The following is an 8,316-nucleotide window of genomic DNA, read 5'->3' as shown; positions in this document are numbered from 1 at the left end:
GCCCAGTTTTGAGCGGCTGCCGATCCGACCTGCATCAGCAGGCACAAACCGACAGCCGCCCAGCAGCGGCGGCGAAACCGGCGCAATGCGGCAATGCGGCGAGGCGGAGATGGGGCCATGTCCTACCTCATGTGGTTGCTTGCCGCGAGCGCACGGGCGAGGATCGGGGCGATCTCGCGCCGCTCGTCGAGGTTCAGGCAATGCCCGACCTCGAAGCGCTGCATTCGGTGGTGGAAGACGAGTCGGCAGTCGGTCGGCCCGCGCCGCTCCAGCTCGAAGCGAAGCCAATAGGACGGCAGGTCGACGGCCGCCCTGCTGCGCCCGCGCCAGACGAACCGGCCATCCGACAGTTCGAGCCATTCCTCGGGCGGCGGATTGCGCTGGTGCCATTCGAGCGCCAGCACCAGCGCCGCCATGGTCGATAGCGCAAACAGCGGCACGAGCCAGCGCCCCTGCAGCGCGGGCAGGATCGCCATCGCCATGAACAGCAGGATCAGGACGGTAAAGGTCTCGCGCCCGTGCTGCGTCAGGCGCGACCGGTTCTCGCGCATGCGCAGGCGGATGCCATCGGGCGCATCGAACGCGGACGCTTCATCGTCCGCATGCCGCCCCTCGGGACGGCGCATTATTTCGTACATGGACAATCTCCGGCAGGACCGCGCGATCAAGGCGCGCGGCTGTCCGACACAGCGGGTTCAGCGTGTCAGGCGTGCGCCGGAGGGCCGCGCAGCGGCGGGCGGAGACGGGAAAGACGGCGCAGCGGCGGCACCGGAAGCGGCGCGAAGCCGAGCGCGAACAGAAACGCAATCGCAGCAAGCAAAAGCGCCGGATCGGCGGCGGCGACGGCGCCATGCGCGAGCGCGGTAAAGGCGCATTCGCCCTTGCCGCCATGCTTGGCGGGCACATCTTCGCCGCCCTTTTCGAAGGGAATCACGATCTGCTGCGCGAGCGGCTGGCCGCCGGGATCGGAGCAGAGGACGACGTCGATCGTCCGCGATGCATCATGGCCGGGCATATAGCCCGCGGGAACCAGCGCTTTCGACAGCAACGCCAGCGCGACCAGCCACATGGCCAGCCCGCGATGGCGTGCAATCCAGGCGCGTACCCCCGTCATTCGTCCCCTTTACGCTGGCGCGCGGCGCTTGTCACCGGCCGCGCGCGCCGCGGCGGCCGGACAAATTGTCTCAGGCCGATCAGCCGATGGTGCGCGCCAGTTCGCGGTTGAGCCACAGGGCGACAAGCGTGCCGACCGCGCCCGACAACAGATAGCCGCCCGCGGCGATCAGGCCGAAGCTGCTCGACAGCCAGAGCGCGACCATCGGCGCGAAGCCCGCGCCGAACAGCCAGGCAAGGTCGGAGGTGAAGGCCGATCCGGTGTAGCGGTGCCGCGGAAGGAATTCGGACGAGAGCGCGCCCGACGACTGGCCGAACGACAGGCCGAGCAGCGCGAAGCCCAGAATCATGAACACCGCCTCGCCCGCTTCGCCCGCGTCGAGGAGTTGCGGCGCGAAGCCGCTGAACGCGGCGATGGCGGCGGCGGTCGCGCCAAGCACGGTGCGGCGGCCGAAGCTGTCGGCGAGCCGGCCCGACGCGATGATCGCGAGCACGCCGACGAACGCCGCCACCGCTTCGATCATCAGGAAGCGCGCCGGTGTTTCCTCGGTAAACAGGAACACCCACGACAGCGGGAAAACCGTAACCATATGGAAGAGCGCAAAGCTGGCGAGCGGCGCGAAGGCGCCGGTCAGGATGACCTTCCATTCCGACCGCACCGTTTCGGTGAGCGGCGCGGGTTCGAGCGACTTGTCCTCGAACAACGCGGCATATTCGGGCGTGACGACGATGCGCAGCCGGGCGAAGAGCGCGACGACGTTGATCGCGAAGGCGACGAAGAAGGGATAGCGCCAGCCCCAGTCGAGGAAATCCTGCGCGGGCAGCGCCGAGATCAGGAACATGAAGAGCAGGCTGGCGACGATCAGGCCGAGCGGCGCGCCGAGCTGCGGGATCATCGCATACCAGCCGCGCTTGCCCGCGGGCGCATTGATCGCGAGCAGCGAGGCAAGCCCGTCCCACGACCCGCCGAGCGCCACGCCCTGGCCCATGCGGAACAGCGCGAGGAGCAGCGCGGCGCCGATGCCGATGGATTCATAGCCGGGCAGGAAGGCGATCGCCGCGGTCGATCCGCCGAGCAGGAACAGCGCGGTCGTCAGCTTTGCGCCGCGGCCATAGGCGCGGTCGATCGCGGTGAAGATCACCGTGCCGACGGGACGCGCGACGAAGGCGAGCGCGAAGATCGCGAAGGACCAGAGCGTCCCCTGCAGCGGATCGAGCTGCGGAAAAATCAGCTTCGGGAACACGAGCACCGATGCGATCGCATAGACGAAGAAGTCGAAAAATTCCGACGTGCGCCCGATGACCACGCCGATGGCGATCTCTCCGGGCGCGATCGGATGGCCGTCGTCGTGAAGCGCGCGGGCGTCCCGTTCGGCCTGGGTGGTGGTGGGCGCGGTATCGGCAGACATGGGTAGGCGGTCCTGCATCGGGCGCCGCCGCCGGCATGCGCGGCGGGCATGCACGGAGGGATGGCGCGAGTCGGGTTATAGGGCGCGGCGCCCCTTCATGAAAATGCCCCTGCGTCATTGATCGCGATCAAGGGATTGGACAAAATGTCCTATGTGCGGTGCAGCAAAGCGGGCCTAGGCGCGCCGCCATGCCAGAAAAGCTCTCCCGTCCGTCCACCCGATTCCGGTTGTTGCCGCTGCTCGCGGCGTTTCCGCTGCTCGCCGGTTGCAATATGGTCGTGCTCGATCCTGCGGGCGACGTCGCCCAGCAGCAGGGCAATCTGATCCTGGTTTCGACCGTGCTGATGCTGCTCATCATCGTGCCGGTGATGGCGCTGACGATCTTTTTCGCCTGGCGCTATCGCGCCGCGAACAAGGCCGCGACCTACAAGCCCGACTGGGACCATTCGACGCAGCTTGAGCTGGTGATCTGGGCAGCGCCGCTGCTCATCATCATCTGTCTGGGGGCGGTGACATGGGTCGCGACCCATTTGCTCGATCCCTATCGCCCGCTGGCGCGCACCGCGCCGGGCCAGCCGGTCGCGGCGGCGACGCAGCCAATCGACGTGCAGGTCGTCGCGCTCGACTGGAAATGGCTGTTCATCTACCCCGATCAGGGCATCGCGACGGTGAACGAGCTGGCGCTGCCCGCGCATCATCCGGTGCGGTTCCGCATTTCGGCATCGTCGGTGATGAACAGCTTTTACATCCCCGCGCTCGCCGGCCAGATTTATGCGATGCCGGGCATGGAGACGAAGCTCCACGGCGTCTTCAACCAGACCGGCGACTTCACGGGCTTTTCGGCCAATTATTCGGGCGCCGGCTTTTCGAACATGCGCTTCGCGGTCAAGAGCCTCGACGATGCTGGTTTCGCCGCCTGGGTCGCCGCCACAAAGGCCGAGGGCAAGACGCTCGACCGCAACGCCTATCTCGCGCTCGAAAAGCCCAGCGAAAGGGTGCCCGTTCAGCGCTTCGCGGCGGTCGAACCGCAGCTTTTCGACGCGGTGGTCAACATGTGCGTCGAACCCGGCAAGATGTGCATGCACGACATGATGTCGATCGACGCCGCGGGCGGTGCCGGCATTGCGGGCATCCACAATGTTCGCAGCCTGACCTATGACAAGTTCGCCGCGCGCGGCTCCGAGCCTGGATATTGGGGCAAGCGCTATGTCGCCGCGCTGTGCAGTTCGCCGCTGATGGCGAAGGCCGAAACCCCCGACGCCGCCCCGGCGAGCCAGGCGCCGCTGACCGGCGCCGGCCTGCCCAGCCCCGGCAAGCGCGCCGCGCCCGCGCAGACCGCGCTCAACGCCGCCTCGCCCCGCCCGCTTTCCTGATTTTTGTCGCCGAGATCGCCATGACCCCGCACCCCGCCCCCGAAACCGGCCCCTTCCTCGGCCGCCTGTCGCTCGACGCGATTCCGATCCACGAACCGATCCTGATCTTCACCTTTGCCGCGGTGGTGATCGGCGGAATCGCGGTGCTCGGCCTGATCACCAAATATCGCCTCTGGGGCTATTTGTGGAAGGAGTGGTTCACCACCGTCGACCACAAGCGCATCGGGATCATGTACATGATCCTGGGGCTGATCATGTTCCTGCGCGGCTTTGCCGACGCGATCATGATGCGGTTGCAACAGGCGATGGCGTTCGGCGGGTCCGAAGGCTATCTGAACGCGCACCATTATGACCAGATCTTCACCGCGCACGGGGTGATCATGATCTTCTTCGTGGCGATGCCCTTCATCACCGGCCTGATGAACTATATCGTCCCGCTGCAGATCGGCGCGCGCGACGTCAGCTTTCCCTTCCTCAACAATTTCAGCTTCTGGATGACGACCGCAGGCGCCGTGCTCGTCATGATTTCGCTCTTCGTCGGCGAGTTCGCGCAGACGGGCTGGCTGGCCTATCCGCCGCTGTCGGGCATCGCCTACAGCCCCAATGTCGGCGTCGATTATTATATCTGGGCGCTGCAGATCGCGGGGGTCGGCACCACGTTGTCGGGGATCAACCTGATCGTCACCATCCTGAAGCTGCGCGCGCCCGGTATGGGCCTGATGAAGATGCCGGTCTTCACCTGGACCAGCCTGTGCGCGAACATCCTGATCGTCGCGTCCTTCCCCGTGCTGACCGCGGTGCTCGCGCTGCTGACGCTCGACCGCTATCTCGGCACCAACTTCTTCACCAACGACTTCGGCGGATCGCCGATGATGTATGTGAACCTGATCTGGATCTGGGGGCATCCCGAAGTCTATATCCTGATCCTGCCGCTGTTCGGCGTGTTCAGCGAAGTGACCTCGACCTTTTCGGGCAAGAAGCTCTTCGGCTATACCTCGATGGTCTATGCAACGATCGTCATCACGATCCTGAGCTACCTCGTCTGGCTGCACCATTTCTTCACCATGGGATCGGGCGCGAGCGTCAACAGCTTCTTCGGGATCACGACGATGGTGATCTCTATCCCGACGGGCGCCAAGCTCTTCAACTGGCTGTTCACCATGTACCGCGGCCGCATCCGTTTCGACCTGCCGATGATGTGGACGGTGGCCTTCATGCTGACCTTCGTGGTCGGTGGGATGACCGGCGTGCTGCTCGCGGTGCCGCCCGCCGACTTCGTGTTGCACAACTCGCTGTTCCTGATCGCGCATTTCCACAATGTCATCATCGGCGGCGTGCTGTTCGGCCTGTTCGCGGCGATCAACTATTGGTGGCCCAAGGCCTTCGGCTTCAAGCTCGACGTCTTCTGGGGCAAGATCAGCTTCTGGTGCTGGGTCGTCGGCTTCTGGCTTGCCTTCATGCCGCTCTATATCCTCGGCCTGATGGGCGTGACCCGCCGGATGCGCGTGTTCGACGATCCCAGCCTGCAAATCTGGTTCGTGATCGCCGCCATCGGCGCCGCCGTTATCGCGGTGGGGATCGCCGCCATGCTCGTCCAGTTTGCGGTCAGCATCTGGAAGCGCGACGAACTGCGTGACGAAAGCGGCGATCCGTGGGGCGGCCGGACGCTCGAATGGGCCACCAGTTCGCCGCCGCCCGACTATAATTTCGCTTTCACGCCGGTGATCCACTCACTCGACGCATGGCACGACATGAAGACGCGCGGCGCCGAGCGCCCGGTCGGCGGCTTCCGCGACATCCATATGCCGAGCAACACCGGCGCCGGGATCATCCTCGCGGGGATCAGCCTGGTGATGGGTTTCGCGCTTGTCTGGCATATCTGGTGGCTCGCCGCGCTGGGCTTCGTCGGCCTGGTCGGCGGTGCGATCACCCACACCTTCAACTATAAGCGCGACTTCCATATCCCCGCCGCGACGGTGGCCGAGGTCGAGGATGCGCGCACCCGCCAGCTTGCGGCGGCCGGAGCCTGATCGATGAGCAGCACCACCCTCCCCGCCGCGGGCGAAGCGCCCGCCTTCTACGAACTCGACGAGCATCCCCATCCCGAAGGGCACAGCACGATGCTGGGCTTCTGGATCTATCTGATGAGCGACTGCCTCATCTTCGCGATCCTGTTCGCCTGCTATGCGGTGCTCGGCGGCAATTATGCCGCGGGGCCGGCGCCCAAGGATCTGTTCGACCTGAAACTGATCGCGCTCAACACCGCGATGCTGCTCTTTTCGTCGATCACCTATGGCTTCGCCGTACTCCAGATGCAGCAGGGCAAGGTGAAGGGGACTCAGTTCTGGCTGGCGATCACCGGCCTTTTCGGCCTCGCCTTCCTGAGCATCGAGCTATACGAGTTCCACCATCTGATCGAACTTGGCGCGACGCCGCAGCGCAGCGCCTTTCTGTCGGCCTTCTTCACGCTGGTCGGGACCCACGGGCTGCACGTGACCTTCGGGATCATCTGGCTGGTGACCCTGATGATCCAGCTCGGCAAGCATGGGCTGATCGCCGCGAACAAGCGTCGCGTCATGTGCCTGTCGATGTTCTGGCACTTCCTCGACGTCGTGTGGATCGGCGTCTTCACGATCGTCTATCTGATGGGAATGCTGCGATGAGCGCGAACCACGACCACCACGCCGCCGACCACGCGCATCACGAGATCGAGATGCCGCACGCGTCGATGCGCGATTATGCGATCGGTTTCGTCCTGTCGGTGATCCTGACCGCCATCCCCTTCTGGATGGTGATGACGATGCCGCTGTCGGCCGGTGTGACCGCGGCGATCATCATGGGCTTCGCGGTGGTTCAGATCGTCGTCCACATGGTGTATTTCCTGCACATGACGCCGAAGGCGGAGGGCGGCTGGTCGATGACCTCGCTGCTGTTCACGATCATCGTCGTCGTGATCATGCTGGCGGGGTCGCTATGGGTGATGCACCACCTCAACACCAATATGATGCCGATGCCGCACGACATGAGCCAGTTGCCGTGACCCGGCCGCGCCGCGCGGCCTTTGCCGCGGCGGCGCTGGTCGTGGCGGCGCTGCTCGCGGCGCTGGGCGTCTGGCAGCTCGAACGGCGCGAGTGGAAACATGCGCTGGTCGCGGCGGTCGATGCGCGCATCCACGCCGCCCCCGTTCCCGCGCCACCACCGGCCGCATGGCGCGGCATCGACGCGGCGCACGACGCCTATCGCCGCGTCACCGCGACGGGCCGCTTTCGCCACGACCGCGAGACGCTGGTTCAGGCGGTCACCGATCGCGGTGCCGGCTATTGGGTGATGACGCCGCTCGAAACGCCCGGCTTCACGCTGCTCGTCAATCGCGGCTTCGTGCCGCGCGAGCGCCGCGATCCGGCAACGCGCGCCGCGGGTAATACCGCCGGACCGACGACGGTAACGGGATTGCTGCGCGTGACCGAGCCCGGCGGCGGCTTCCTGCGCGCCAATGATCCCGCCGCGAACCGGTGGTATTCGCGCGACGTCGCCGCGATCGCGGCGGCGCGCGGTCTCGGCCGCACCGCGCCCTATTTCGTCGATGCCGACGCGGCGCCGAACCCCGGCGGCCTGCCCGTGGGCGGGCTGACCGTCGTCAAATTCCCCGACAATCATCTGGTCTATGCGCTGACCTGGTTCGCGCTGATGCTGCTCGCGCTGTTTTTTGCCTGGCGGCTGTGGCGTCCGGGCGCCGATGCGTCCAATATGCCGGACGAATGAGCGAAGCCACGGCCCCACCGATCGCGCTTCCGGCAGCCGACGCCGGCCAGCGGAACATGTCGCTGCTGATCCAGCTGCGCTGGATCGCGGTCGGCGGCCAGCTCGCGACGATCGAGGTCGTCAACGGGCTGATGGGCATCAAGCTGCCGCTTGCGCCGCTGCTCGGCGCGATCATCGTCCTAATCGCGATCAATCTCGCCAGCCTCGCGCGGCTGCGCGGCGGCCATTCGGTCGCCAACCGCGAGCTGACGGCGGTGCTGCTGTTCGATGTCGCGGCGCTGGGGTGGCAACTCCACCATAGCGGCGGTCTCACCAATCCCTTCGCCTCGCTGTTTCTGCTTCAGGTGGTGATGGGCGCGATCCTGCTTACGCCGCGTTCGTCCTGGGCCGTGGTGGCGGGCGCGATCGTTGCGATGGTCGCGCTGCGCATCGATCCGACGCCGCTCGTCCTGCCGCAACCCTATGCCGCCGATCCGCTGGCGCTCTATCTCAAGGGCAGCCTCGTCTGCTTCCTGCTGATTGCGGTGCTGCTCGTCGCCTTCGTCACGCGGATGAGCCGTAACCTGCGCGAGCGCGATGCGGCGCTGGCCACCGCCAGCCAGCGCGCGGCGGAGGAGGATCATATCGTCCGCATGGGCCTGCTCGCCTCGGGCGCCGCG

Annotated in this window: 8 protein-coding genes and 1 pseudogene; 6 read left to right on the top strand and 3 right to left on the bottom strand. The window is 66.0% G+C overall.

The annotated features are described in order from the left end of the window. Positions 1–122: 122 nt before the first annotated feature. The 3 genes from ABS88_RS20975 to ABS88_RS20965 all read right to left on the bottom strand — a co-directional run bounded on the left by ABS88_RS20975 (position 123) and on the right by ABS88_RS20965 (position 2,522). Positions 123–638 carry a DUF2244 domain-containing protein gene (locus tag ABS88_RS20975; protein ID WP_003040207.1) on the bottom strand — a complete coding sequence of 172 codons (516 nt, stop codon included), beginning with the start codon at positions 636–638 and terminating at the stop codon, positions 123–125. Positions 639–703: 65 nt separating this feature from the next. Continuing rightward, positions 704–1,114: a DUF2946 family protein gene (locus tag ABS88_RS20970; RefSeq protein WP_086457149.1), complete on the bottom strand. Its 411-nt coding sequence runs from the start codon at positions 1,112–1,114 to the stop codon at positions 704–706. A gap of 79 nt (positions 1,115–1,193) precedes the next feature. Then, positions 1,194–2,522, bottom strand: coding sequence for an MFS transporter (locus ABS88_RS20965; protein WP_003040213.1), 1,329 nt, complete (start codon positions 2,520–2,522; stop codon positions 1,194–1,196). Positions 2,523–2,710: 188 nt separating this feature from the next. On the opposite strand from ABS88_RS20965, the gene cyoA reads away from it, so the two are divergent. The 6 genes and pseudogenes from cyoA to ABS88_RS20935 form a co-directional block, all read left to right on the top strand. After that, positions 2,711–3,895, top strand: coding sequence for a ubiquinol oxidase subunit II (gene cyoA / locus ABS88_RS20960; RefSeq protein ID WP_286750481.1), 1,185 nt, complete (start codon positions 2,711–2,713; stop codon positions 3,893–3,895). 20 nt (positions 3,896–3,915) lie between these two features. Beyond that, positions 3,916–5,925: a cytochrome o ubiquinol oxidase subunit I gene (cyoB, locus tag ABS88_RS20955; protein WP_286750480.1), complete on the top strand. Its 2,010-nt coding sequence runs from the start codon at positions 3,916–3,918 to the stop codon at positions 5,923–5,925. 3 nt (positions 5,926–5,928) lie between these two features. Next, positions 5,929–6,558: a cytochrome o ubiquinol oxidase subunit III gene (gene cyoC / locus ABS88_RS20950; RefSeq protein ID WP_286750479.1), complete on the top strand. Its 630-nt coding sequence runs from the start codon at positions 5,929–5,931 to the stop codon at positions 6,556–6,558. Continuing rightward, positions 6,555–6,935, top strand: a complete 381-nt coding sequence (cyoD, locus tag ABS88_RS20945) for a cytochrome o ubiquinol oxidase subunit IV (RefSeq protein WP_286750478.1) — start codon at positions 6,555–6,557, stop codon at positions 6,933–6,935. Before cyoC ends, cyoD begins: the two co-directional genes overlap by 4 nt. Next, positions 6,932–7,657, top strand: coding sequence for an SURF1 family protein (locus ABS88_RS20940; protein WP_286750477.1), 726 nt, complete (start codon positions 6,932–6,934; stop codon positions 7,655–7,657). The genes cyoD and ABS88_RS20940 overlap by 4 nt, the downstream gene beginning before the upstream one ends. Next, positions 7,654–8,316: pseudogene (locus tag ABS88_RS20935) on the top strand (sensor histidine kinase); the annotation flags it as partial. The gene ABS88_RS20940 and the pseudogene ABS88_RS20935, both read left to right, overlap by 4 nt.

The organism is Sphingopyxis sp. SCN 67-31 (assembly GCF_001725095.1).
This window is presented reverse-complemented; position numbering and strand designations above follow the sequence as displayed.

Bases quoted from the DNA above. Each gene is read 5' to 3' on its own strand.
- ABS88_RS20975 (WP_003040207.1), bottom strand. From the start codon at position 638: ATGTACGAAATAATGCGCCGTCCCGAGGGGCGGCATGCGGACGATGAA.
- ABS88_RS20970 (WP_086457149.1), bottom strand. From the start codon at position 1,114: ATGACGGGGGTACGCGCCTGGATTGCACGCCATCGCGGGCTGGCCATG.
- ABS88_RS20965 (WP_003040213.1), bottom strand. From the start codon at position 2,522: ATGTCTGCCGATACCGCGCCCACCACCACCCAGGCCGAACGGGACGCC.
- cyoA (WP_286750481.1), top strand. From the start codon at position 2,711: ATGCCAGAAAAGCTCTCCCGTCCGTCCACCCGATTCCGGTTGTTGCCG.
- cyoB (WP_286750480.1), top strand. From the start codon at position 3,916: ATGACCCCGCACCCCGCCCCCGAAACCGGCCCCTTCCTCGGCCGCCTG.
- cyoC (WP_286750479.1), top strand. From the start codon at position 5,929: ATGAGCAGCACCACCCTCCCCGCCGCGGGCGAAGCGCCCGCCTTCTAC.
- cyoD (WP_286750478.1), top strand. From the start codon at position 6,555: ATGAGCGCGAACCACGACCACCACGCCGCCGACCACGCGCATCACGAG.